This is a genomic window from Arthrobacter sp. V1I9 (genome assembly GCF_030817075.1).
Taxonomy (GTDB): Bacteria; Actinomycetota; Actinomycetes; order Actinomycetales; family Micrococcaceae; genus Arthrobacter.
Map to the genome: position 1 here is coordinate 3,903,747 of NZ_JAUSYU010000001.1, position 23,614 is coordinate 3,927,360.

The following is a 23,614-nucleotide window of genomic DNA, read 5'->3' on the forward strand; positions in this document are numbered from 1 at the left end:
TACACCCGCCGCTGGGAAACTGAGGGCCCTGGGAAGCGCAACTGCGCGCGAACTTGTCAGGCGATCCGCCATACGCTGCATTCGTCGGTATTGATTGCTTTGCGGAGGCCGGTGATTCGGTCCAGGATCCACACCACGCCGATGCCTGGCGCTGTTTCCTGGACGCTGCCGCGCCGGACCACTACGTCATCGTAGGACGGGCCCACCGAGAGGCGGGCTTCAATTTCATCGCCGCGGCGGAGCTGGTCCAGGGCGCGGACTCTGGTTACATGGGCTGCTGCTTCCTTCAACATGGGGGGCCTCCTGGCTGGAGCTGGTGCCGGCTCTTGCCTGCACTACCCAGTGTGGACCGCCAATGTTGCGCGCTGGTTTCGTGAGGGTTAGGCGCTGGTTAGTTCTTGAAGCCGGTACTGTTTCCCGGCGGCGGGCCAGGACAGCCCGGCCCTAAGGTGGTGCCATGGAGATCTTCGAAGGGATCCGGGCCGCCTTGCTGGGTGCGGCGGCCATAGCGCCGCTGGCCACGTTCGGCGTGGTTCTGGTGGCCTACCTGACGTACCGGCAACGCTCGCGGGCGGACAGGCGCGACCAGTGGTGGAAGCGTGCGCAATGGGCCATCGATTCAGCCCTTAACGACGCCGACCCGCAGCGCCGCCTGGCCGGCCTGAAGGTGCTGGTCCAGCTCATCGGCAGCGACCTTGCCACAAAGGAGGACGCGGACCTGATGAGCGCCCTTGCGGTGGGCATCCGCGACCAGGAGCAGGAAGGCCGGCGCACAGTAACGGCGTCCCTGCCGGTGAGGGAGCGCATCCTGGCCGAAGCTGAACGCCTGCTGGCGGCGTCCTCCGCCCGCTGACCGCCGTAGTGACCGGGACTTGGGGCTTCCTAACTGCTGCCGCGCCGCCCCGCCGGATTCACGCGCGCCAATCTCTGCACGCTCAGGGCGCCAGCCGGTCACCTTTCCGGTGCACCCGGTACCACCGGTAACCGTAACGTCCCAGCTCCACCGTGAAGCCGCCGTCAGGCTCCAAAGGCACGTTGTCGCCGTCGAACAGGTCCAGCAGGAGGGCGCCCTTGAACGCCTGCGGCGGCCCGTCCTCCGGGCCGGCCTTGCCGGCCACCTTCACCGGTTCCTCGCCGAGGTTGTGCAGGAGGACCAGGGTGCCGTCGTCGGAACTGCAGGTGTGCGCGAAGACGGCGGGTTCGGGCTGGTCGATGACGGCGAATTCGCCCCAGCCCAGTTCCGGCGATTCCCGGTACCGCAGGATCAGGGTGGTCATGAAGTTGAACAGCGAATCGGGGTCGCGCTTCGCGGCGGCGGCGTTGACGCGGTCCGGCCCATAGTCCCCGCGCACCAGCGGCGCCACCAGGTCCGAGACCTTGGCACTGGAGAAGCCGGCGTTTTTTTCGTCACTCCACTGCATGGGGGTGCGCACCGCGGCGCGGCTCTTCTGCTTGAGGTCCTCGCCCATGCCGATTTCCTCGCCGTAGAACAGCACCGGGGTGCCGGGGAGGCAAAACATCAGCGAGTACACCATCCGCAGGCGTTCCGGGTCACCGCCCAGCATCGGCGGAAGCCGGCGGCGCAGGCCGCGCCCGTAAATCTGCATGTTCTTCTCCGGGCCGAAGGCGGCGAAAACCTCCCCGCGCTCGCCGTCGCTGAGCTTGTCCAGGGTGAGTTCGTCATGGTTGCGCACGAACATTGCCCACTGGTTGTCCGGATGGAGCCCCGGGCGGCTCTTGAGCGTCTCGGCCAGCGGCCTCGCGTCCTGCCGCGCCAGCGACAGGTAGAGGTGCTGCATGGTCATGAAGTCGAACTGCATGTTCAGTTCGTTGCCCTCCGGCCCGCCGAAGTACTCCAGCTGCTCCTTGTACGGCAGGTTTACCTCGCCCAGCAGCACCGCGCTTCCATTCCGGCGGCTGACGAAACTCCGCAGCGCCGTCAGGTAGCCGTGCGGATCCAGGATTGCGGCCTCGTCCTTGGGCTGGCCGCGGGTCTCCAAAAAGAAGGGCACCGCGTCCAGCCGGAAACCGTCCAGGCCGAGTTCCAGCCACAGGCCCATCGCCTTTGCGATTTCGTTCCGCACGGCCGGGTTGACGACGTTCAGGTCCGGCTGGTGCCTCGCGAACATATGCAGGTACCACTCCCCAGTGGCGTCATCCCGGGTCCACAACGAGGATTCTTCGCCGGGGAACACCACCTCCGATGACGTGTCCGGGGGAGTGTCGCTCCGCCACACGTAGAAGTCCCGGTACGGGTTGTCCGTGGATTTCCGAGCCTCCACGAACCACGGGTGCTGGTCCGAGGTGTGGTTGACCACGAAGTCCGCGATCACCCGCATTCCCCGGTCCTTGGCGGCGCGGATGAACTCCACCAGGTCCCCCATGGTGCCCAGCCGGGGATCCACGGTGAAGAAGTCGGTGACGTCGTAGCCGTCGTCCCGGTCGGGGGAGGGGTAGAACGGCATGAGCCAGATGCAGGTCACCCCGAGCGCTGCCAGGTAGTCCACGCGCTGGGTGAGGCCGGCGAAATCACCGGTGCCGTCGCCGTCGTCGTCAAAGAAAGTCTCAACATCCAGGCAGTAGATGACCGCGTTCTTCCACCATAGGTCCGAGGTCTCGGCGATCCTCACGCGCCGGTCCCGCGATCAGCTGCCGCTCCGGTCGCTGCGGCAGACGTGGCCAAAGCGGGGGAAGGGCGCAGTTGCGGCAGGACTTCGCCCGCGAACGTATCAATGAAGCGTTCCTGCTCCTGGCCCACAAAGTGCAGGTAGAGCTCGTCGAAGCCCAGGTCCGCGTAACCGGCCAGCCACTCGACATGCCGGTCGAGGCTGGCGGAGATGTTCACCGTTTTGCGTACCTGGTCCTCGCCCACGTGGTTCCCTACGCCGTCGAAATGCCCGGCAGTGGGGAGGTCCCACGGGATGGGCGGATCGAAGGTGTTGGTGCGCCACTGGTCCAGCGCCACGGCGGTGGCCTCATCTTCGCCGGGAGCCCAGGAGAGGTGCACCTGCAGGATGGCCTTTCCCCTGCCCCCGTTGCCGCGGTAGGCGGCAAGCATCTCCTTGAGCTTGCCCGCAGGCTGGTTCACGGTGACCAGGCCGTCAGCCCAGGCCGCAGCGCGACGGGCGGTCTCCACACTGATGGCAGGGGCAATGAGCTGCGGCGGAGTGTCCGGGACCTCCCAAATCCGAGCCTGTTCCACGGTGACGAGGCCATGATGGGTGACCTCCTCGCCCCGGTGCAGGCGCCGGATGACCTCCACGCTCTCTTCCAGCCGCCGCTGGCGGGTTTCCTTAGGCGGCCAGGCGTCCCCGGTGATGTGTTCATTCATGTTCTCGCCACTCCCCGTGGCCATCCAGAAGCGGCCCGGGAACATGCCCGCCAGGGTGGCCGAGGCGTGGGCGATGATGGCCGGGTGGTACCGCTGCCCCGGCGCTGTCACCACTCCAAAGCGCAGCTTTGTTGTGGCCAGCGCAGCCCCCAGCCACGACCAGGCGAACCCGGAGTGACCCTGCCGGGCGGACCACGGCTCAATGTGGTCCGAGCACATGGCCGCGTCGAAGCCCGCGCGTTCCGCGTGCTGGACGTCTTTGAGCAGTTGGCCGGGACTGATCTGTTCGTGGGAGGCGTGGAAGCCGACAGTAACCATCGTTAACCTCTACCGTCCGTCGTGGTGCTGTGTCGAGGATTTTCTAACCTTCGTCGCCGGGGCGGGGCACGCGTGCCGGGGCCATGTCACTTGTCAGATAAGTTTGTAACTTGTAGTACTGCGCGTCCAGGATCTCCTGCGCAGGCGGCGGACTGGAAGGAAGTACCACTCGTGGGCGGTGTGCTGATCGGGCTGGCGGTGATCGGCGTCGTCATTGCAGTGGGGTACATAGCCGCACGGTGCGGGCTGGGCGGGGAGCCCACGGTCTCAGCGCTGACCCGTACTGCCTTTTTCATCACCAACCCCGTCCTGCTGTTCACGGTGGTGCTGGAATCGGACATCACCACGGTGTTTTCCGCTTACGTACCGCTTGCGCTGATCACGGCGGCCGCCACCGCCCTGCTGTACGTCCTTGCCAGCAGGCTGTGGTTCCGCCGGCCGCTGGCTGAAACCACTATCGGCGCGATGGCCAGTTCCTACGTGAACGCCAACAACATCGGCATCCCCATTACGCTGTATGCCCTGGGAGATGCCACCCCGGTGGCGCCCGTCCTGCTGGTCCAGCTGCTTCTGTTTGCCCCGCTGGTCCTTACCGTGCTGGACCTCTCCGAGGCCGGCCGGTTCTCGCCGCGGCTGCTGCTCACCCAGCCGTTCCGGAACCCCATGATCATCGCCTCCCTGCTGGGCGTGGTCCTGGCCGCGTTCAACGTGGAACTTCCCGATCCAGTGATGGCACCCCTCACCCTGCTGGGCGGCGCGGCGGTCCCGGTGGTGCTGCTCGCCTTCGGCATGTCCCTGCGCGGCACCCGCATGCTGCAAAGCGGCGGGCACACGGCGGATATCCTCACTGCCACCGCGCTGAAATCCGCGGTGATGCCCGCGGTGGCGTTCGTCGTCGGCCGCTTCCTGTTCAACCTGGACCAGCACATGCTCCCTGGGCGTGGTGCTGATGGCGGCGTTGCCGCCCGCCCAGAATGTGTTCCTGTTTGCCAGCAAATACGGCACGGGAGTCGCGGTGGCGCGGGAAAGCATCCTCATTTCGACGGCGGCGGCTGCCCCTGTACTTGTCCTGATTGTCTGGCTGCTGGCGGGGTAAGCCAGCCGGCTGCCAGGGCGCCGGGGTTCCGCGAGCGGCCGCCTCCGGGCAAGAATGGGCACATGGAACTTCCCGTGATGCCGCCCGTCCCGCCCATGCTCGCCAAGGCCGTCAGCGGCGTCCCGGATGGGGACCTCAGTTATGAGCCGAAATGGGACGGCTTCCGGTCCATCATTTTCCGTGACGGCGACGACCTGGAGATCGGCAGCCGCAACGAAAAACCCATGACCCGCTACTTCCCCGAGCTCGTTGAGGCGCTGAAGGAAAACCTCCCTCCGCGCTGTGTGGTCGACGGCGAAATCATCCTGGTGGGCGCCTCAGGGGACCGCTTGGATTTCGACGCCCTCCAGCAGCGCATCCACCCCGCGGCCAGCCGGGTAAAACTGCTCGCTTCCCAGACACCGGCCAGTTTCGTGGCGTTCGACCTGCTGGCCCTGGGTGATGATGACTACACGGACCGGCCCTTCACCGAGCGGCGGGCGGCGCTTGAGAAGGCGCTTGCGGCAAGCAAAGCCCCGGTCCATCTCACCGCCGCCACCACGGACAAGGACACGGCCGAACAGTGGTTCCGGCAGTTTGAGGGGGCAGGCCTGGACGGGATTGTCGCCAAGCAGCTGGACGGCCGGTACCAGCCGGACAAGCGGGTGATGTTCAAAACCAAGCACGAACGCACCGCTGACTGTGTGGTGGCCGGTTACCGCGTTCACAAGAGCGGACCCGACGCCATCGGCTCGTTGCTGCTCGGCCTGTACACGGACGACGGCGGCTTGGCCAGCGTGGGCGTGATCGGTGCCTTCCCCATGAAGCGGCGACAGGAGCTGTATGAACAGCTGCAGCCACTGGTCACCGACTTCGACGGCCACCCGTGGGCGTGGGGCCAGCAGGAGGAAGGGGAACGGACCCCGCGCAAAGCGGAAGGCAGCCGCTGGAGCGCCGGCAAGGACCTCTCCTTCGTGCCGCTGCGCCCGGAGCTGGTGGTGGAGGTCCGGTACGACCACATGGAAGGCGACCGGTTCCGGCACACTGCCCAGTTCAACCGCTGGCGGCCGGACCGGGACCCGGAATCGTGCACCTACGCGCAGTTGGAGGAACCGGTCAACTTTGACCTGGCGTCCGTGCTGGAGACGGGGCGGCCGTAGCGGGAGTGGGTCACCATTGGCTGTGCCGGGCCGGGCGCGCGTCATGAATGGGCAGGCATCAAGACTGGGTTCGCACTAGGGCCCGGCACGGAGGAACCGATCGATGCCTTCTTCTCCCGGGGACAGTCCGATGTAAGCGATGTCCGGGCAGCCCTTTGGAGGGTCATCGGGTCCTGACGGCGGCCCATGCCTGGTCGATCCCAGCTCCGATCTGAGGTTCCGTTTCATCTCCGGTTGCAGTTCGTGTGGCCAGTGGGGTGGTTCCCAGTCCTGGTGTTCGCTTTTGTAGTGCCGGCCTGACGGTGAGGTCCAGCCGGGTGGTTCGTGCTGGATGGCCGGGGTGGGTTTCTATCCGCTGGTGTGGCGGAGTTTGTGGTGTTTGCGGCAGGGCTGGCCGAGGTTGCTGATGCCGGTGGTGCCGCCCTTGTGCCAGGCGAGGATATGGTCTGCTTCGTTGTCGAGGGAGTTGTTGCTGCAGCCGGGGAAGGGGCATTTGCCGTCCCGCAAGCTGAGCCAGTTCCGCATCGCCTTGCTGACCCGGTAACTGGTGCGGCCAATCTCCAACGGTGCCCCGTCCCGCGGGTCCACCAGCACCCGGTAGAACGAGCCGGCCCCGTTGGCCACAAGCTTCCGTGCCATGGATGCAGGGATCGGGCCGTGCCCGTCCAGCACCGCGGGTTCCTCGGTCAGGCCCATCAGGGAGAACACCGGCACGGTGACCAGGACCTGCGACCGGGGCGAAGGCACCTCATTAGTTGTGCCGCCGAGGAGCCAGCCCGCGGCCACATCCGCCCGCAGCTGGGGCAGGGTCCTGGATTCCTCCGGGCCCTGCAATCCACGGGCGGCGGCGGTGATGCGGTTCCAGAGCGCGGACGCCTGGTCAGCAGGCAGACACATGGAGATCCAGGCCGTCCCGTCGCAGTCCGGCCAGTACTCCACCCGCCGGTCCGCGACCGACTTGGCGTGCCGTTTCTCCAGGCTCTGCGGGTGGTGGCGTTCCCGCCAGCTCCGGGCTTTGGCTTTGAAGCGGTACGCCGGCATCTCCCCGGCAGGGCACTCCCGGGCCCGGTGCGGCGTCTCCGGGTCCAGAAAGTGCGCCTCCAGCGCGGCTGCCCCGGCGAGGTCCAGACTCGCGGTCTGGTCCACCATGACCCGGGCGTGCGCCCAGGAGATCGTCCCCGACTGCAGGGCAGCCAAGGTCCGGGGCAGGGAGGTGGTCAGGGCGCGCGCTTCAGCGAGCATGGCACCGGCGGCCCGTTCACCGATCGCCAGGGCGCACCCGACCTCGGCCACCAGGCTCCGCTCCTGCGCGGCAGTCCAGTGAGCAGTGGAAGCAGGGTCCTGCAGGGCGGCATCCGCCGCTGTATACCCGGCCACCAGCTGCACCTTCACCGCAGCAGTTGCGGCTTCGATCCTTGCGATCAGCGATAATCCGTCCAAGCACAATGCCGCGAATTGCTGCAGTGGATCCGCGGCAGCAACGGCGTCAGAATCATCAGCGGAACGACCGACAACGACAGCGGAAAGTCCATCCACGAAGCCGGCCATGGAAGCAACGGCAGCGGCGATCACGTCCCTGTCTTCCGCGCCCTGCACCGCTCCGCTTTCCATACTGAAAGCATCTCAGGGGGGTCTGACAGAACGGTTCCCACCCCTGCAGACCGCGCCGGAGTTCCCCTGACTTGCGGTTATAACAAATCGGTAGCGCTTGCTTAGCTGTCCGGAGTTGGCGGCAAGGCCACTAAGTTCGCGGTGCCGAACGCAGTCCGGTCCGCAATGTCGTAAATCACCACGGTGGGCGCATTTGGTCCCTCCGGGGCCTGGCCGGTGTAGGTGCAGCCGCTAAGCCCTGCCATAAGCAAGCCCAGGACCAACGCACTACGAAGCAGTTTCATGACTTTCCCCCAATAAGTGCTCGCCTACGCACCCTACCGGACCGCGGACAACCCCCTACGGCTTGGCAACATCCAGCACACTCCACATCCCATCCGCCCGGCAAGGGATCGAGGCCTCCACGAGCGCCTGGCTGTGCTGGTGCTGCGGCGCCGCGAAAAAGTCCTTGGTTTCGGCCACCTCAACTACGCGGCCCTCGAGCAGCACGGCAACCCGGTCGCACATGTACCGCACCACGTCCATGTCATGCGAAATGACGATCAGGGACAGGCTGTGCTCCCGCTGCAGCCGCAGAAGCAAGTTGAGGATGGTGCGCTGCGTGAGGGCGTCCAGTGCTGAGGTGGCTTCATCACAGATCAGGACCTGGGGTTCCAGCAGCAGGGCACGCGCGATCGTGGCGCGCTGCAGCTGGCCACCTGAGCACTGCCCCGGCCGCTTGTCCAGCAGCGCGACATCCAGCTCCACCTCTGCCATGGCGGCGGTGATCCGCTCATCCCGCTGTTCCGGCGAAAGGTCGTGGTGCGCCCGCAGCGGGGCCTGCAGGCTGGCGCGGAGTGTCATCCTCGGGTCGAAGGCGCCGTGCGGTTCCTGGAACACCAACTGCACGGCGGTGGACTCACGTGGTCCGGCAGGGTCCAGCCGCCGCGTGATGGTCCCAGCGCTGGCCATTTCCAGGCCCACGATCGCCTTCGCCAAGGTGCTCTTGCCGGACCCCGACTGGCCCAGCACGCCCAGGATTTCCCCGCGCCGGAGAGTCAGCGAGACGTCCTGCAGCGCGGCATGGCCCAGCTTCCGCCTCGACCCGAACTGCTTGCCCACGCCCTTCAGTACCAGGATCTCGCGTTCCCTGGACGGCGGACGACGGCGGGACTCCGGCGCCAGGCGGGCGGCCGCCAGCAGTTCGCGGGTGTAGGCAGTCTTGGGCCGGGTAAGGAGCGCACCGGCGGGTCCGGCCTCCACAATGCTGCCGGAGTTCATCACGAGGACCCGGTCCGCGAAGGCGGCAACGGAGGCGATATTGTGCGTGATGTAGAGAATGCCCAGGCCGCGTTCCCGGCGTTCACGGTCCAGCAGCTGCAGGATCTGGCGTTCCAGCACCTTGTCCAGCGCCGACGTCGGCTCATCCGCCAGCAGCATGCGCGGCTGTCCGGCCAGTGCCAGGGCTGTCATCGCCCGCTGGGCCATGCCGCCGGAAAGCTGGTGCGGGTACGCCCGGATCCCCTTCACGGGATCGGTGAAGCCCACCTCCTCAAGCAGCTCCAGCGCCTTGCTGCGGGCCTTCCCGCCCCGCAGGCCCCCGTGCAGGCGCAGCGGCTCCCTAAGGTGCTGCTCAACGGTCCGGTTCGGGTTGAACATCCGCTTGGGCTGCTGGAACAGCATCCCCAGCCGGCCGCCGCGCACCGAGTTAAGCTCCTGTTCGGACGCGCGGGTCAGGTCGAGGTCCCCGAGCTTGATGGAACCGCCGGTGATGTCCAGGCTGGGCGGCAGCAGCTGCAGGCAGGACATCGCGGTCAGCGTCTTGCCCGAACCGGAACTGCCCACAAGCGCAACAAACTCACCCGGATCAACGGACAGCGAGACTCCGGAGAGGATGCGCTTGCCGGAGTTCCCGCCATCGGAAACTCTATGGCTCACCGCCAGGTCCTCCAGGACCAGCCGCGCACTCATGAGCCTGCTGCCTGCGGCATCAGCAGCGGCGCCGCAGCCATGTGGGCGGCCCGCTGACCGATCAGGGTCACGCACAAGGCCACGGTGAAAATGACCAGGCCCGGGGCGAGGATTCCCAGCGGGGCACGGTCCGCGAACGGTTGCGCTGCCGCCAGCATGGAACCCCAGTCCGATTGCGGCGGCTGAACGCCCAGGCCCAGGTAGGACAGGGCGCCCACGCTGATGAGGAGGTGCCCGAACCGGAGCGTCGCCTGGCCCAGGATCGGGGCTGCGAGGTGTGGCAGGACATGCCGGAAGACAATGAACGACGGCGGGCAGCCCACCACGCGCGCGGCGTCAACGAAGCCGCGGGCCGAGACGTCGTACGCCAGGGTGCGGGCAAGCCGGGCAAAGGGCGTCCACCCGGTGACCACAAGCGCGAGCAGCAACGGCCCGAAGCCCGTACCCAGCGCCGCCACGATGAACAGCGCCACCACCATTTCCGGCAGGGCGAGCAGGACGTCGTTGGTGCGGGTCAGGAACTCATCCACCCAGCCCCGTCGCCGTGCACTGATGATGCCGATGGCCACGCCCAGCAAGCACGTCAGCAGCGTGGCCAGTGCGGCCACGGACATGGAGAACCGGCCGCCCTCGAGGATCCGGCTGAGGGTGTCCCGGCCCAGGTTGTCCGTTCCCAGCCAGTGCCCGGCCGAGGGCGGAGCCAGGCGCTCCGCCAAATTCTGCTCCGCCGGCGGGTAGGGCGAGATCCACGGGGCCAGCAGCACCGCCAGCACAATCAGGGCAAGCACCGCCGCGGCCAGGGTGCTGACGTTCAACCGTTTACGCAAGGGAGGCTCCCACCGTGCGGCTGAGGAACCGGTGCACGAAGTCCGCCAGTGTGGTCACGCCGACCGCGAGTGCCACCACTACCACCACGCCCCCTTGGGCGAGCGGGATGTCGCTGTTGATCACGGCGTCGAAGAGCAGCCGGCCCATGCCGGGCACTGCGAAAATGACTTCCACGATCACTGATCCGCCCAGCAGCCCCGCGAACCAGACGGCGAACAGGGTGGAAAGCGGCACCAGGCCGTTCGGCACCACGTGACGGAGGATGGCCTGGCCCTGGCTCAGGCCGCGCGCCCGGGCGGCCGGCACGTGCTCCGCGGCGGCTGCGTCAATGATGCCGGCCCGGACGGCCGAGGTGAAGAAACTGATGGGGCGCAGGGCCAGGGTCAGGGCTGGCAGGACGGCGGACGAGAGGTCGTTCCAGCCCGCCGTGGGCAGGACGGACAGCTTCAGGGCGAAGACCAGCACCAGCACGGGAGCTACCCAGTACTCCGGCATGGCGATCAAGGCCTGCGTGACGGCGGTGATGGCCTTGTCCGGGGCGCTTCCCGGCCGCAGTCCGGCAATGATCCCCAGCGGCAGCGATACCGCCGCGGCCAGGACCAGTGCCATGGTGACCAGGCTGAGCGTGACGGAGAGCGCCGGAAGCACCTGCTCGGCCACGGGCGTGCGGCTGACGAAGGACAGCCCCATGTCGCCACTGAAGAAGTCTCCCAGCCAACGGAAGTACTGGACGGCCAGGGGGTCGTTCAGGCCGAGGCTTTCGCTGAGGCCCTGCACCGCGGACTCGTCGACGGCGTCCCCCGCCACCCGTGACCGGATGATTTTCCGAACCGGATCACCTGGCGTGAAGTACGGGATCAGGAAGACCGCGAAAGAGGACACCACAACGGCGGCCACCAGGGTGGCCGTCCGTTTGGTGATGAACTGCAGCATTCGCGGGAGCTTCGGGGAACGTGACTAGGACGCGGCCTTGGCCGTCTTCGCCGTCAGGACGTAGCGGGACAGCGGGTCCTGGACGTAGGAGAGGACGTTGGTGCGGATCGCGTCGGTTGCCTGTTCGTTGACCAGCCATGCGTTGACTGCCTTGTCCTGGAGGATCTGGCCTGCCTCCGCGTACAGCTTGTAGCGCTCGTTCGTGTCCACGGTTGTCGCGGCTTCGGCGATGATCCGGTCGTACTCCGGGTCGCAGAAGTGGCTCAGGTTGTACGTGCCTTTGCAGGTGTAGTCCGCGGTGAGGAACCCGATGGGGTCGGCGATGTCGATCAGCCGGTTCCGCTGGCTGAGCAGCATGTCGTAGTTCCCGGCCAGGACGTCCGGCTCCGCCGAGGCGTATTCCTTGGACGCGATGGTGACCGGGATGCCGATGTTCTTCAGGTTTTCCTGCACGACGGCGGCAACGTCGGCGAATTCGGCGCGCTCCACGATCGCGATGATTTCCAGGGGGCGGTCGGCGGTGTAGCCGGCCTCGGCGAGCAGCTTGCGGGCTTCCTCAACGTTCTGCTTCTGCTTGTCCTGCTTTTCGCCGGCCCATGGCTCGGAGGGTGCGAACGGGCCGGTGGCGGGCAGGGCGGCACCTTCGTAGACACTGGCAGCGAGGGCGTCCAGGTCCAGCGCGTCGCGGATTGCCTTGCGGACCTCCACTTTGTCCAGCGGTGCGCGGCCGTTGTTCATGTACATCGTGGCAGTGCGGGGGGAATCGGCACCCAGCACGGAGACGCCGTCGTCCGCCTTCAGCGCGGCAAGGCTCGCGACCGGGATGGACAGGGAGATGTCCGCCTCGCCGGTCTGCACCTGGGCGGCGCGGGTGGCGCCGTTGGTGATGAAGCGGATCTCAGCGCCGGCGAGCTGCACGTCGCCGCCCCAGTAGTTCTCGTTGCGGTCCAAAGTGAGGGACTGTTTACCCTTCTCGGAGACGGGAGTGAAAGGGCCGGTGCAGTGGCCGAACGGGTCCAGGCCTTCGGCCTTGTAGGCTGCGGGCGCCAGGATTCCGGTGTTCACGCTGGCCAGCCGGTACGGCACCAGCGGGTTCTCGGCCGGCGTGCTGACGCGGACGGTCTGCTCGTCCACCGCCGTGACGCTGCTGATCATGGTGCGGTTGAAGGCGCGGGCGGGAACCTTTGCGTCCAGCACGTGGTTGAGCGCTGACACCACTGACTCTGCAGTGAGATCCGTGCCGTCCTGGAACTTGACGCCCTGGCGGATGCTGAAGTCCCAGTCCAGGGGTGAGGTCTGCTTCCACTCGGTGGCCAGCGAGGGGAGGACCTTGCTCTCCGCCTGGTTGAAGGTGGTCAGCGTCTCCAGGCAGCCGGACAGGGACAGGATGTAGGCGGCGTCGGACTCCACAGCCCAGTTGGCGACCGGGGCGCGGAAGTTGTCGACGACGATCCGCTGGCTGGTGTCCGCAGCTGCGGCGGGCTGCGAGGCCTGGGTCTGGGTGCCGCTGAAACCGCAGCCGGTCAGGGTCAGGGCAGCCGCCGCGGCCATCAGGACGCGGGGACGGAGGTAGGAACGCACAGAAAACCGCCTTGCAGGGCTGCCGTGGGAAGGGCAGAAATAAAAAAGGGGACGACTTAGGGTAGCCTTCCCTTCCGGCAAAGCGTGAATTGATGACGTGGCTGCTCAGTAGCTGCCCCGGGCAGCGGAAAGCCCGCCGCTTCAGAAGAAGGGCGGGCTTTGCGCGGAAGGATTGGGGGAGCAGCGCGGCCCCCGGCACATTACTTCAGGCCGAGCTGCTTCGTGGGAACCCTGAACGTTTCCTTGGCGGTGAGGGCGGAGACGGCTGCCACAGTGCAAGTGACGGCGGTGAAGATGCTGATCTGCACCCAGCCTCCAGGCTTGATGCACGGCGCCCACGGGGGCCGGGCCACGTAGGCGAAGCCGAAGGTGGCGAAGGACATGATGGCCGCGTTGACGTCAGCATCCGGGAAGAAGACCGTGGGGAAGATCAGGGCGGCGGCGGAACCGAAGATAAAGAAGTCGTAGTATTCGACGGCGCTGCCCCCGTGTACGACGGATCAAAGGTGGTAGCTGCGGTGAACGTATCCCTGCAGGCCCAGTCCGTGGCCACGAAGCCCGACCCGGAATCCTACCTCGCCTCGGTAGCCCAGGAAATCGTGGCGACGGCCAAACTCATCTCCGCCGATCTCAGCGCCCGGGGCTGACAACTCCCCGGTATGGCCAGCTGTTGTCCACCGGCCTCCCACGGTGCAGACTGTGGCTCATGGCCACCGAGGATGACGTCAGGACCGCTGCCCTCGCGCTGCCGGGGGTCACAGAGCGGCTGAGCTGGGGCCAGCCGGCGTGGTTTGCCAAGACCCTGCTGGCACGGATCTGGGAGCCCGGAGTCCTGACGGTCAAAACGGAAGAGCGCGAGGCCCTGGCCGGCACGGAACCGGAAACCTACTTTTGGACTCCCCATCACGAGCGCTCGCCACAACTGCTGCTGGTCCGGCTCGACCGGATCGATGGGCAGCTGCTGGCAGAACTGCTGGCGGATTCCTACCGGCTCGCGGGAGGGGAACGCCACCGACGCCGGCAGCCCGGGGGCCAGTAAGGTAACTGTTTGCCACCCAAGGCCGCCGCGCCACTCCCGCCGCAACGGTGCTGGCCATAGACTCTAGCCAACTACGTGCAGCAGCGCCGCTCCGCGAAGCCCACTGATGAGACGAACCAGAATACGGCCCGGCAGGGCGGCGCTGCCGTACTCGTGCGGCGAGGGGAGTTGGCGGGGTGAAACTGGGCATACCGAGGGAACGCCATGAGGGCGAACGGCGGGTGGCCGCCACGCCGGAAACGGTAAAGCAACTGGCGGCGCTGGGCATGGAAGTACTCCTCGAAACAGGCGCCGGTGCCGCCGCCGGGTACCCGGACGCCGATTACCGCCAGGCCGGAGCCCGCATCGTCCCGGAACTCGTCGAAGCCCAGCTGGACGTCCTCACCCACGTCCGGCCGCTTGATCCGCACATCGTGGCCACCCTGAAAAGGGGAGCGGTCACGGTGGGGCTGGCATCGCCGTCGTCCGAACTGCCCACCGTCCAGGCACTCGCCGAAGCCGGCGTCACCTCCTTCGCCCTCGAACTGGTGCCCCGAATCTCGCGTGCCCAGTCCATGGACGCCCTCAGCTCGCAGGCGCTGGTGGCCGGGTACCGCTGCGTCCTGGAGGCGGCCATCCGGCTGCCCCGCTTCTTCCCGCTCTACATGACCGCCGCCGGCACCGTCCCCCCTGCACGCGTCCTGGTGCTCGGGGCCGGAGTTGCCGGACTGCAGGCCATCGGCACGGCAAAACGGCTCGGCGCCCGCGTCTTCGCCAACGACATCCGGCCCGCCTCGGCAGACGAGGTGGCATCCATGGGCGGCACCTTCATCCGGCTGGACCTTGAAACCGCCGAGGCAGCGGGCGGCTACGCACGCCAGCTCAGTTCCGATGCCGGCACCCGGCAACGGCAGCTGCTCGCCCCGCATGTGGCCCAGGCGGACGTCTTGATTACGACGGCGGCCGTCCCCGGCAGGCGCGCCCCACTCCTGGTCACCACCGGAATGGTGCAGGGCATGCGTTCCGGCTCCGTCGTCGTCGACCTTGCCGCCGAGTCCGGCGGCAACGTGGAAGGGGTGGTGCCAGGCCAGGACATCCACGTGCCCACGGCCGACGGTTCCGGTTACGTCACCCTCGTGGGCCTGAAGGACGCGCCCTCCGCGATGGCGTTCGATGCCTCCCGCCTCTACGCAAAAAACGTGGCCAACCTGCTCGCGCTGATGATCCGGGACGGCGCCCTGGCCACCGATTTCGACGACGACGTGCTGGCAGGCGCCTGCCTGACCCATAACGGCACGGTGCGGCACCAACCCACGGCGGAACTGCTGGCCGCGAGGGCCGGCAGCCGGCGGGGAGAGGTGATCTGATGGACGGAATGAGCCTGCTGACCATCACGGTACTTGCGGTTTTTGTGGGCTTCGAGGTGGTCTCCAAGGTCTCCAGCACCCTGCACACGCCGCTGATGTCCGGCGCCAACGCCATCCACGGCATCATCCTGGTAGGAGCCATCATCGTCACCGGCCAGGCAACGGACCCGTGGATGCTCGCGGTGGCGCTCCTCGCCGTCGTCCTCGCCACGGCAAACCTCGTGGGCGGGTTCGTGGTCACCGACCGGATGCTGCACATGTTCCACGCGCGCAAACAGGTAGCCGGCAAGGAGGCCGGCACTAAAGCGATGCCAGGGGAGGTCGACGGCAGATGAGCCTCCTCAACCCCGTCTGGACCTCGCTCCTGTATCTTGCAGCCGCCGTCTTCTTTATCCTGGCCCTGCGCGGCCTCAGTTCGCCAAGGACCGCCCGCCGGGGCAACCTGATTGGTGCGCTGGGTGCCCTGATCGCCGTCGTCACGGTGTTCCTGTCCTCGCGGCTGGAGAACATCCCCTGGATCCTTGGCGCGATAGCCGTAGGCACAGTGGTGGCCGCCCCCGTTGCAAGGCGGGTGAAGATGACCCAGATGCCGCAGCTTGTAGCCCTCTTTAACGGGGTGGGCGGCGGTGCGGCGGCACTGGTCGCGCTCCTGGAGCTCAACCACGCGGACGATCCCTGGGTCCGCCTGGCCATTGTGTTCACGCTGCTGGTGGGCGCCGTTTCCTTTGCCGGATCCGGGGTGACCTTCGCGAAGCTGCAGGAACTGATGACCACCCGGCCAGTGGTCTTCCGGGGCCTTCCGGCGGTGATGGCCGCAGTGCTGCTCGCTGCGGTGGCCGCCGGCGTCGCCGTCATCATGACGGGCTCTGCCGCGCTCGCGGTGCTGCTCCTGGTCCTGGGACTCGCCGCCGGGGTACTTCTGGTGCTGCCGGTGGGCGGCGCAGACGTCCCGATCGTTATCTCGCTGTTGAACGCGTTCACCGGCCTGGCCGTGGCGGCGTCTGGTGTGGTGCTCGGCAACGTGCTGCTCGTGGTGGCGGGCACGCTGGTGGGCGCCTCGGGCACCATCCTGACCCGCGCCATGGCAGCTGCAATGGGCCGCAGCGTGTCCGGCATCCTGTTCGGCGCCTTCCGGGGAGGTTCGACGGCGGGATCCACCGCCGTGAGCGAGCGTCCGGTGCGGTCTTCCAGCGCCGAGGACGTGGCGGTGCTCCTGGGTTACGCGCAGCGCGTCATCATTGTTCCCGGCTATGGCCTGGCGGTGGCGCAGGGCCAGCACACCGCCGCTGAGCTGGCGCAGGCGCTGGAAGCCCGCGGCATCGACGTGGATTTCGCCATCCATCCCGTGGCCGGCCGGATGCCCGGGCACATGAACGTGCTCCTGGCTGAGGCGAACGTGCCCTACGAATCGCTGAAGGAGATGGGCGAGATTAACCCGGAGTTCAAGACCGCCGACGTGGCGCTGGTGGTGGGTGCCAATGACGTGGTGAACCCCGCAGCGAAGACCTCATCGGGCTCGCCCATTTACGGCATGCCCATCCTGGAAGTTGCCGACGCCCGCCAGGTGGTGTTCCTGAAGCGGTCCATGCGGCCGGGCTTTGCCGGGATCGAGAATGACCTCCTCTACGAACCCCAGACGTCCCTGCTGTTCGGTGACGCCAAGGACTCGCTTGCCCAGGTGCTTGGAGCAGTGAAAACGCTGTAGGCGCCCAACTGCTGCCCGGCCCTCAGCAGGCAGGCTACTCTTCTTTGAGAAGTACCCTTTCCAATCGCCACCGAAGGACGCCATGACTGCCAACTCCACTGCCCCCCAGCGCGCAGCCATCATCATCAATCCTGCCAAGCCGGTGGACATCGATGTGCGCGAACTGGCGGCCAAGCACAGCGCCGAAAACGGCTGGGGCGAAACGCTATGGTTCGAAACCACCAAGGAGGACCCCGGCGTCGGCCAGGCGAAGGAGGCCCTTGCGCAGGGGGCGGACATCGTCATCGCCGGCGGCGGCGACGGGACGGTCCGTTGCGTGGCCGAAGTCCTCTCCGGGGGGAATGTTCCCATGGGCCTGCTTCCCTTGGGCACCGGCAACCTCCTGGCCCGCAACCTCGGCATGGATGTCACGGACTTCGACGGCGCCATGGCCGGCGCGCTCGCCGGCACCGAGCGGAAGATCGACGTCGTCCGCGCGCGCCGCAGCGACCCGGACAAGGAGCAGCTCTTCCTGGTGATGGCCGGCGTGGGATACGACGCCACCATCATGGCCGACACCGACGAAAAGCTGAAGCACAAGGTGGGCTGGCTGGCCTATGTTGACGCCGGCATCCGCAACCTGCCGGGCAAACCAATCAAGGCAACCATCGTGATCGACGGCAAACGGGCAGTGCGCCGTGGGGTGCGCAGCGTCATGGTGGGTAACTGCGGCAAGGTCCAGGGCGGCCTGGAGATTTTCCCTGAGGCCAAGATGGATGACGGGCTGCTGGACGTGGCGGTGCTGGCTCCCCACCATGGCCGGCTGGGCTGGCTCTCGGTGGTTGCCGGAATGATCGGCAAGGGCCGGGGCAAGGACACCGCGGTGGAGTACTACCAGGGCAAGACTGTGGAGATCACCCTGGAACATAAGGATGACTACCAGCTGGACGGCGACCACGAGGGCCAGGGCAAGCACATCCTGATGACCATGGATCCGAGCGCCCTGACCATCCGGATGTAATTCCCAACTGAGCGGCACCTAACGTCGTTTTCAGGGCTCAAAACGACAACAAGTGCGACCTGGTTGGGTGGTGCGGCGCGGCTGCCCGATGCTGCGGTCAGCTGGGGGAGACCGCCGGCCGGTGGGCCAGGATCTCCGCGAGCTCTGCGAGCCTGTGGGCCCGCGCCGACTCGGCCGGAGTGAACGGTTCCCCGGGCCGGACGAAGGTGATGGGCCCGTGCCACGCGGTGGGAATCTTGAGCCGGGTGCCGGCGTCGTGCTTTTCCAGGGCGGCTTCTCCCGGGGTGAGGATCCGCGCCCGGAGCAGTTCGGCCACAGCGAGCGGAAGCTCGTCCGGTGCGTCCGCGATCCGCGCCGCGAGGCTCAGCGCTTTGGTCTGCCCGTCCGCCATGGCCAGTGCGGTGGTGGGCCAGACGTGCGAACGGGTGCCGCCGCCGTCGTGCAGCGCGTCCATCAGCGCGCGCTCGCCGAGGTAACCCGGCGCCGAGAGGACAAACTCGTCCAGCACCCCGCCCGGCACCAGATGGACGTGGATGCTCAAAATGTTGACGCCCGTACGGGCCAGGGCCTGGGTGGCCCGCTGCAGGGAACCGGGCTCGTCGCGCAGGACGGTGCGTGCCCGCCACAGGGCAGGGGCCGTACCCAGCTTCCTTCGGTGGCTCAAGGCGGGCGCGTGCAGCCAGCCGCGCAGCATCCGGGCAGCCGAGGGCTCGGCCACCCAGATCACCAGGACCGTGGCGGTCAGGGTCAGCACCAGGACTTTCGCGACGTAGGGCAGGTGGGTTTCCACCACCATGGCGTGCACCAGGAGTTCGATGGGCAGCATCACCGCCACGTTGGCGAGGGTCAGGCGGGCCTTGGGAGGTTCTGGCATCAGGCCGCAGACTTCACAGCTCAATTCAGCCGCGGGCGTGTTCCGTGCGGAAGGCTTCATGCCTCAAGCATCAGCGGGAGCTGTTTCAGCTGTGTTGCCTTGCCGTTCCATTCAGGGGAACGCTGCGACCGGTAGTGGAGCGACGCAACGTAGGATTTAGCAGGAACGTCAGCGCGGCCGCCCGCCAGAAGCCCACCCCGCAGGAAGGCCGCCCCGTGAAGCTGTTCGTTGAGATGTTCAGCATCGGTCCCGGCAATAAGGACCACCACCCGGCGCTGAGGTGCGCCGTGGGCGTCTTCGTTCCGCTCCTCACGTTGGTACTCCTGGGCCGGCTGGATCTGGCGATTTTTGCGTCTTTTGGCGCGTTCACTGGCATCTATGGCCGCGGCGAAGCCCACGGAACCCGGTTCGCACTGCAACTGCGGGCGGGACTGCTGATGCTCGCGGTCATCCTGCTCGCAACCCTCGCTGCCAGGGCCGCGGCCGCCCTGGAGCCGGATGGTGCCGGCGCCGCGTGGCTTCTGGTTCCGGCCACCACCCTGGTGGCCGGTGCGTGCTCGTTGATCATCTCCTGGTGGCGGATGCGCCCGGCCGGCTCGCTGTTCCACATCTTTGCGTTCGCGGCCATCGCGTCCATTCCCCATCAGCCACCCCTGTGGCAGGCCATGCTGGTGGCCGTCCTCACCACGGTGTTTTGCCTGCTCATCGGCTTCTCCGCCAGGATCCTGCCCAGCCGCCGGGCCCCCTGGATCCGGCCGTTGGCGGTCCGTCGCACGCCGAACGAGAAGCGGGCCGCCTTGCTGGAGGGCCTCGGCTACCTCCTGGCTGCCGGGCTGGCCGGCGTCCTGGCAACCTGGGCGGGACAGCTGCTGGGCTTCGGGCACAACTACTGGGCCATGGTGGCGGCCGTTGTGCCGTTGGTGGGGCATACCACCAGGCACCGCGTCCGCCGCGGGGTCCAGCGAATCATCGGCACCGTCCTGGGCCTGGTGATCCTGGCCGGGATTGTGCTGCTGAACCTGGAACCCTGGCAGACGGTGCTGGTGATGGCCCTGTGCCAGTTCGGCACGGAAATGTTCATCATCCGCCAGTACTTGCTCGCCCAGCTCTTCGTCACGCCCCTGGCCCTGATTTCCACCCTCCTGGTGGTCCCGTCACCGCCAGCCATCCTGCTGCGGGACCGCATCATCGAGACGGTGATCGGGGCTGCCGTTGGGATCGCCGTGGTGCTGGCGCCGGAGGTATGGCGCCGTGTTCGGGAACGGACGACGGCGGTGCTTTAGCGGGTGCGCCAGCGCCCCTGGGCACGGCGAAGGAGGCCTACACCGGCTGGCCGGGAGCCGTTTCCTCAAAGCACGACGGCGGGCTGCGCCGGCTGTGGCGGACGGTCGCCGTCGAGCGCGGGCCCGAGCTAGCACAGCAGCCGCCGGATCGCCGCCGCGATGGCGGCTGCGTCCGGCTCCTCGTCCCGCCTGACGGTGAGCAGGTGGAGGATCAGGCCGTCGCCGTAGTCCGCAACGTCGCGTGCCCGGGCCGCTGCGTCGGCTAAACCCAAGGCGGCAAGGGCCTGTTCCAGGCCGCCCACCAGCAGGTAATGGCCAGCGGTCACTGTCTCGGGCCGGTCCAGCGAAAGGGCCAGCCGGGCCCGCGTGAGACCCGCGTGCTCCCCGGCCAGCGCCAGCACCATTGCCGCCAGTTGCCCCGCCAGTTCTGTGACGTTGGACGGCGGGCCGGCCGGGCCGACGTTCCGGAGGAGGTCGGCATCCAGCTCCAGCAGGCGGTCCAGCACCGCCTCAACGAGGGCTGCCCGGTTGCGGTAGTAGTTGGACGTGGTGCCCTCGGCAAGGCCTGCGGCCGCATCCACCGCGCGGTGGGTAAGGCCTTTCATGCCCTTATCCGCCACCACGGCCAGCGCGGCATCGAGCAGGTGGGGGCGGCGGTCGGGCATGGAGCCAGTCTAAATGACACTCTTCCAATTCACTACAAAAGTAGTAAAATAGCGGGATGGAAACGATCGCGATCGTTGGAGGCGGCATCGCAGGGTTGGCTCTGGCTGCCTGCCTGGACCCGGAGCGCTTCGAGGTGACCGTTTACGAGAAGCGGCCTGAGTTGCCTGCTGTGGGAAGCGCGCTGGGCATGTGGCCAAACGCGCAACGGGCGCTTGCCCGGGTGGGCGTGCTGGATGAGGCACGGTCCGTTAGTCCGGTGATCGGCAGCGGATCGGTGCGCAGCCCGGATGGTGAGCCTTGGGTCACCGTCGATGCCGGGGAGATGTTCGGCGTTTCCCGCATTGACCTGCTGCGGTTGCTCCACGCTGCTGTGCCGGCGACCGTCCGCCGGACCACCAGTCATCTGCGCGAGGTGCCCGCTGACGGGGGACTGGTGGTTGGCGCCGACGGCGTTCATAGCGTGGTCCGCCGCCAGGTCTGGGGCGCTCGTACAGATGCCCGCCTCACGCCATACCTTGCCCTCCGCGGCACTCTCCCTTCTCCTGTCAGCCGGGACGAGGTGGGCGAGTACTGGGGCCGCGGCGACCTGTTCGGCATGACCGCCGCCCGGGGCGGTTCCTTCTGGTACGCCAGCTACCGGTCCGGGCTTGGCCCCTACGGAATTGAGGTGGCGACAACGCTGGAGCAGGCCCGGCAGCGCTACGCCACTCACGCGCCCGCCATTCGCCGTGCGCTTGCCGCGGCCACTCCGGAATCCTGCCTGGTCCAGCGGCTCTGGACAGTTCCGCACTTGCGCTCCTACGTCCGCGGCAGGAATGTGCTCATTGGCGACGCCGCACACGCGATGATGCCAACCCTGGGCCGCGGCGCCTGCGAGTCGTTGGTGGACGCAGTGACACTGGCAGGCCTGCTCAACACGCTGCCCGAAAGCCAGGCGCTCCGCGAATACGACCGGCAGCGGCGGCTGAGGACCCGAGCCCTGAGCCTGGCGTCCTCGGCACTCGGGCGCATCGCTTTGGCCGAGGGCGGCCAGCCCCTTCGTGACCGCCTGCTCAACCTGGCCCGACGGCGGCAGGCGCGTGCCGCCGTCGTAAGCGGTTCCGGCGGCTGATCAGCGCACCGGCGCGGCCGGGAGCTTACTGTCCTCACCGGCTACGGAAGCGCCGGAAACAGGGGGCGCCGCGGCGGAAGCAGTCGGTGGAACCGCGGGGAGCCGCTTCTTCGTTGACCCCTGACGGCGGGACCGGCCGTACACCAGGTACATGGTGACGCCGGTGATGACCATCAGGAGCACGGTGTAGACGAAGGTGTTGGCCACACCTTCCACGCCTTCGGCCCCGTCCGTGTTGTTCTTGATGACCAGGCCCAAGGGCTGGACCAGCGGGTGGGCCAGGAAGATGGCGGTGTCGTAGTCATCCAGCAGGCTGTTGAAATTCAGGGCCGCGATGGCGGCGGCCGCCGGCAGTACCAGCGGCAGGAGGATCCGCCGGAACACGTACAGCGTCTTGGCCCCCATGATGGCCGCCGCTTCCTCGAGCGACGAATTCACCGAGGCGAAGGAGGCCTTGAGCATGCGGAGCGTGAACGGGATCTTCACCGTGACAAAAGCGATCAGCAGAATCACGGTGGTTCCGGTGAGCACTGCTCCACCCACCAATGGATTCGGGTGGTCGTAACTGATGATCAGGCCCAGGGCCAGCAGCGCCGACGGCAGGATCCAGGGAATGTGCAGCAGGTATTCGAAGACGTTGGCCACCCAGTTCCTGTACTTCTGCAGCAGCCGGGCCACGAAGAGCAGGCCTCCGACGGCGATCAGGGCTGCCAGGGCGCTGTACACAACACTCACGATGAACGGCCGCAGTCCGGATGGCTGGGTCAGGACCCGCACGTAGTTGTCCAGCGTCAGGTTGCCGAAGGTGAGTTGTCCGGTCTGGATGGCGGCGCCGTCCGCGAACGAATACAGGACGATGAGCACCACCGGAAGGGTGTACACGGCAAAAAGCAGGTAGGCCACGGAATGGACGGCCACGTTGGCTACCGGGTTGGTGATGTCCTGCTTCTGCAGGGCAGAGGAAACCTTTGACACCGAAAAATAGGTGCCGCCCCTTTCGAGGCGGGACATCACCGCGAGCATCAGGATGGTGGCCACGCCCAGGATAACTGCGAGCAGTGCCGCCAGATCCCGGGAAGTGGGGCTGTTAGTGAATGTCAGGATCATCGGCGTGATGGTCTGGAAGTCCCGCCCGCCCAGCACCTGCGGGGCGCTCAGTGCACCGAGACCGGTGAGGAAGGACAGGATTGTCACGGCGAACAGCGTCGGCTTGAGCATGGGCAACACCACCCGCCGCAGGATGGTCCACGTTGAAGCGCCAAGGTTTTTGGCGGCTTCGACGGTTTGGTAGTCAATGCCCTTCAGTGCGTTGGCCACAAACAGCATGTGGTTGGTGGTGGTGGCAAAAGTCATCACCACCAGGACCGCAAAGAACCCGGAGAACCACGCCGGGTCCATGGCCGGAAAGATCTTCACCAGCAGCGACGTGACAATTCCCTTGTCCCCGTAGATGAATTTGTAACCGGCTGCCAGCACGATGCCGCCGTAGATAAAGGTGGAGGCGTAGCCCAGGAAGAGGATCCTGGAGCCGCGGATCCGGAAGTAATGCGTCACGAGGACAATAAAAATCCCCACCAGGTTCACCGTGACGGACAGCGCCACCGCCAGCAGGAAGCTGTTCCCCAGGGCTGTCATGGCGCGCTGCGATGAGAAAAGCTTCTCTGCAGCCCGGCCGGAGAAATTGCCGTCCGGAAAGAAGGTGGCGATCAGGACGTTGACGTTGGGCCACACCAGGAACGCCGCGATGAACCAGGTCAGCACAACCCCAACGACCAGGACGAAGGGGGAGCGGGCCATGCTGCG

At 67.0% G+C, this 23,614-nt stretch carries 20 protein-coding genes and 3 pseudogenes; 11 read left to right on the forward strand and 12 right to left on the reverse strand.

The features are described from left to right. Positions 1–56: 56 nt before the first annotated feature. Positions 57–293, reverse strand: coding sequence for a hypothetical protein (locus tag QFZ70_RS18220; RefSeq protein ID WP_104043805.1), 237 nt, complete (start codon positions 291–293; stop codon positions 57–59). Positions 294–457: 164 nt separating this feature from the next. On the opposite strand from QFZ70_RS18220, the gene QFZ70_RS18225 reads away from it, so the two are divergent. Further along, entirely contained in the window at positions 458–853 is a 396-nt protein-coding gene (locus QFZ70_RS18225) for a hypothetical protein (protein ID WP_307097617.1), read from the forward strand. Between the two features lie 82 nt (positions 854–935). Here QFZ70_RS18225 and QFZ70_RS18230 read toward each other — a convergent pair whose 3' ends face one another. Both QFZ70_RS18230 and QFZ70_RS18235 read right to left on the reverse strand, forming a co-directional pair. After that, on the reverse strand, positions 936–2,630 hold the full coding sequence (locus QFZ70_RS18230; RefSeq protein ID WP_307097618.1) for an alpha-amylase family protein: 1,695 nt from the start codon (positions 2,628–2,630) through the stop codon (positions 936–938). Next, positions 2,627–3,649 carry a TIGR03885 family FMN-dependent LLM class oxidoreductase gene (locus QFZ70_RS18235; protein WP_307097620.1) on the reverse strand — a complete coding sequence of 341 codons (1,023 nt, stop codon included), beginning with the start codon at positions 3,647–3,649 and terminating at the stop codon, positions 2,627–2,629. The genes QFZ70_RS18230 and QFZ70_RS18235 overlap by 4 nt, the downstream gene beginning before the upstream one ends. Before the next feature lie 171 nt (positions 3,650–3,820). On the opposite strand from QFZ70_RS18235, the pseudogene QFZ70_RS18240 reads away from it, so the two are divergent. Further along, a pseudogene (locus QFZ70_RS18240) lies at positions 3,821–4,745 on the forward strand (AEC family transporter). A 62-nt stretch (positions 4,746–4,807) separates the two neighbouring features. Then, complete coding sequence (locus tag QFZ70_RS18245) at positions 4,808–5,884, forward strand: ATP-dependent DNA ligase (RefSeq protein ID WP_307097621.1); 1,077 nt, start codon at positions 4,808–4,810, stop codon at positions 5,882–5,884. 75 nt (positions 5,885–5,959) lie between these two features. Here QFZ70_RS18245 and QFZ70_RS18250 read toward each other — a convergent pair. From QFZ70_RS18250 to QFZ70_RS18275, 6 genes and pseudogenes are all read right to left on the reverse strand, one after another. Then, a pseudogene (locus tag QFZ70_RS18250) lies at positions 5,960–7,495 on the reverse strand (DUF222 domain-containing protein). 339 nt (positions 7,496–7,834) lie between these two features. Then, positions 7,835–9,445 (reverse strand): ABC transporter ATP-binding protein, encoded by a 1,611-nt coding sequence (locus tag QFZ70_RS18255; RefSeq protein WP_307097623.1) that lies wholly within the window; start codon positions 9,443–9,445, stop codon positions 7,835–7,837. Next, a complete protein-coding gene (locus tag QFZ70_RS18260) occupies positions 9,442–10,272 on the reverse strand; it encodes an ABC transporter permease (RefSeq protein WP_307097625.1) in 831 nt (276 codons plus the stop codon). Before QFZ70_RS18260 ends, QFZ70_RS18255 begins: the two co-directional genes overlap by 4 nt. Continuing rightward, a complete protein-coding gene (locus tag QFZ70_RS18265; protein ID WP_307097627.1) occupies positions 10,265–11,206 on the reverse strand; it encodes an ABC transporter permease in 942 nt (313 codons plus the stop codon). The genes QFZ70_RS18260 and QFZ70_RS18265 overlap by 8 nt, the downstream gene beginning before the upstream one ends. A gap of 24 nt (positions 11,207–11,230) precedes the next feature. Next, positions 11,231–12,757, reverse strand: a complete 1,527-nt coding sequence (locus QFZ70_RS18270; protein WP_307097940.1) for an ABC transporter substrate-binding protein — start codon at positions 12,755–12,757, stop codon at positions 11,231–11,233. Between the two features lie 371 nt (positions 12,758–13,128). Further along, positions 13,129–13,272 (reverse strand): annotated as a pseudogene (locus tag QFZ70_RS18275) (MFS transporter); the annotation flags it as partial. A gap of 33 nt (positions 13,273–13,305) precedes the next feature. On the opposite strand from QFZ70_RS18275, the gene QFZ70_RS18280 reads away from it, so the two are divergent. From QFZ70_RS18280 to QFZ70_RS18305, 6 genes are all read left to right on the forward strand, one after another. After that, positions 13,306–13,434 carry a hypothetical protein gene (locus QFZ70_RS18280; RefSeq protein ID WP_373461633.1) on the forward strand — a complete coding sequence of 43 codons (129 nt, stop codon included), beginning with the start codon at positions 13,306–13,308 and terminating at the stop codon, positions 13,432–13,434. Between the two features lie 59 nt (positions 13,435–13,493). Continuing rightward, positions 13,494–13,826: an MmcQ/YjbR family DNA-binding protein gene (locus QFZ70_RS18285; RefSeq protein WP_307097629.1), complete on the forward strand. Its 333-nt coding sequence runs from the start codon at positions 13,494–13,496 to the stop codon at positions 13,824–13,826. Positions 13,827–14,002: 176 nt separating this feature from the next. Continuing rightward, positions 14,003–15,172: a Re/Si-specific NAD(P)(+) transhydrogenase subunit alpha gene (locus tag QFZ70_RS18290; RefSeq protein ID WP_307097630.1), complete on the forward strand. Its 1,170-nt coding sequence runs from the start codon at positions 14,003–14,005 to the stop codon at positions 15,170–15,172. Continuing rightward, on the forward strand, positions 15,172–15,507 hold the full coding sequence (locus QFZ70_RS18295; RefSeq protein WP_307097632.1) for an NAD(P) transhydrogenase subunit alpha: 336 nt from the start codon (positions 15,172–15,174) through the stop codon (positions 15,505–15,507). The genes QFZ70_RS18290 and QFZ70_RS18295 overlap by 1 nt, the downstream gene beginning before the upstream one ends. Then, positions 15,504–16,877 carry an NAD(P)(+) transhydrogenase (Re/Si-specific) subunit beta gene (locus QFZ70_RS18300; RefSeq protein ID WP_307097633.1) on the forward strand — a complete coding sequence of 458 codons (1,374 nt, stop codon included), beginning with the start codon at positions 15,504–15,506 and terminating at the stop codon, positions 16,875–16,877. The genes QFZ70_RS18295 and QFZ70_RS18300 overlap by 4 nt, the downstream gene beginning before the upstream one ends. 82 nt (positions 16,878–16,959) lie before the next feature. Then, complete coding sequence (locus tag QFZ70_RS18305; protein WP_307097635.1) at positions 16,960–17,877, forward strand: diacylglycerol kinase family protein; 918 nt, start codon at positions 16,960–16,962, stop codon at positions 17,875–17,877. A gap of 97 nt (positions 17,878–17,974) precedes the next feature. On the opposite strand, the gene QFZ70_RS18310 is transcribed toward QFZ70_RS18305, so the two are convergent. Further along, positions 17,975–18,811 (reverse strand): amino acid-binding protein, encoded by an 837-nt coding sequence (locus tag QFZ70_RS18310; RefSeq protein ID WP_307097636.1) that lies wholly within the window; start codon positions 18,809–18,811, stop codon positions 17,975–17,977. Between the two features lie 155 nt (positions 18,812–18,966). Between QFZ70_RS18310 and QFZ70_RS18315 the strand changes: the two genes are divergently transcribed. Then, entirely contained in the window at positions 18,967–20,034 is a 1,068-nt protein-coding gene (locus QFZ70_RS18315) for an FUSC family protein (RefSeq protein ID WP_307097941.1), read from the forward strand. A gap of 128 nt (positions 20,035–20,162) precedes the next feature. On the opposite strand, the gene QFZ70_RS18320 is transcribed toward QFZ70_RS18315, so the two are convergent. Further along, the gene (locus tag QFZ70_RS18320; protein WP_307097638.1) at positions 20,163–20,699 is read right to left on the reverse strand and encodes a TetR/AcrR family transcriptional regulator; all 537 of its coding nucleotides are present in this window, start codon (positions 20,697–20,699) and stop codon (positions 20,163–20,165) included. Positions 20,700–20,755: 56 nt separating this feature from the next. Here QFZ70_RS18320 and QFZ70_RS18325 point away from each other — a divergent pair, with 56 nt between their 5' ends. Further along, positions 20,756–21,811: an FAD-dependent monooxygenase gene (locus QFZ70_RS18325; RefSeq protein WP_307097640.1), complete on the forward strand. Its 1,056-nt coding sequence runs from the start codon at positions 20,756–20,758 to the stop codon at positions 21,809–21,811. On the opposite strand, the gene QFZ70_RS18330 is transcribed toward QFZ70_RS18325, so the two are convergent. After that, complete coding sequence (locus QFZ70_RS18330; RefSeq protein WP_307097942.1) at positions 21,812–23,608, reverse strand: iron ABC transporter permease; 1,797 nt, start codon at positions 23,606–23,608, stop codon at positions 21,812–21,814. Positions 23,609–23,614: the final 6 nt, after the last annotated feature.